The sequence below is a fragment of the Vibrio sp. 10N.222.55.A1 genome (genome assembly GCF_041473835.1).
GTDB lineage: Bacteria > Pseudomonadota > Gammaproteobacteria > Enterobacterales > Vibrionaceae > Vibrio > Vibrio crassostreae_C.
Genome location: NZ_JBFRSX010000142.1, coordinates 1 through 1,195 on the forward strand (window position 1 = coordinate 1; position 1,195 = coordinate 1,195).

The window sequence follows — 1,195 nt, forward strand, 5'->3', positions numbered from 1 at the left end:
CAGGGCGGGATCGCACTTTGTTAACAAATATGATCTAATAGTGCTAAATCCACAATCACACAGCCATTTTGAACTTAATCGAACACTTATCAGTCGTCCAAGACACTCGGTCAGACATTAATCAGAAGCATGATCTTATCGATGTCATGTTCCTTGTAATTAGCGCCATCGCATCTGGATGTGAAGGATGGCAAGATATTGAATTGTTTGGGAAAGACAAACTAGATTGGCTGAGAAAATACAGAACATTTGAACATGGTATTCCACGTCGGCATACAATAGCCCGTATTTTACGTTCAGTTGTCGCAGAATCTTTGCTAGAGGCATTAGCCCTGTGGATTAACGAGCAACGCACTAGTCAACACAAGCCGATAATCGCATTCGATGGAAAAGTGCTGCGTGGCTCATACCGAAATGACAAAAAAACAGCGTTACAATTGGTTACCGCCTACGACACTGAACGTGGCCTCGTTTTGAGTCAAAAGCCGACTGAGAGCAAAAATGGCGAGATCAACGTTGTACGCCAAATGCTTGATGTTATTAACGTAAAAGGCAGTGTCATCACCATTGATGCCCTGCATTGTCAGCGCGATACGCTCGAGAAAATTGCAGAGAAAAAGGCTCACGTTGTTGTTCAAGTGAAGAACAACCAGCCCAAATTGAGAGTGGCTATTGTGGAGCAATTTCAAGCTGTCTTTGAAGCAGGTAAAGAGAAAATAGTTACCGAAATCAAAGAGAAGCACCATGGCCGCAGTGAAGAAAGATATGTATTTCAGTTAAAGGCTAAGTTACCTAAAGAGCTTGCGGAGAAATGGCCGACAGTACGAAGCATCATTGCGGTGGAGCGGCATCGAGTGATCAACGGAAAAGGAAGTGTAGACACCTCATATTACATAAGCTCTATGTCGCCGAATCACAAAATGCTAGGCCACTACATTCGTCAGCATTGGCGTATTGAAAACAGCCAGCATTACGTATTAGATGTTGTTTTTAAAGAGGATTACTCACGGATCACGCTAGATGGTGCTGTAGAAAATATAGCGTTGTTTAGACGCTTTGTGATGAACATGCTGAAGCAATGCGAATGTGGTGCACCAAGCCAAAAAGTGAAGTTGAAGAAGGCTGCTTGGAACGATGATTATCGGGCACGAGTCTTCTTTGGGTTATAAATTGAACAAAGTGTGCTCGCGCCCTG

1 protein-coding gene is annotated in these 1,195 nt (G+C 43.4%); it reads left to right on the forward strand.

What is annotated here, in order from left to right; translation table 11 throughout:
- Positions 1-68: 68 nt before the first annotated feature.
- Positions 69-1,169 (forward strand): ISAs1 family transposase, encoded by a 1,101-nt coding sequence (locus tag AB4493_RS22150; protein WP_102319868.1) that lies wholly within the window; start codon positions 69-71, stop codon positions 1,167-1,169.
- Positions 1,170-1,195 lie beyond the last annotated feature (26 nt).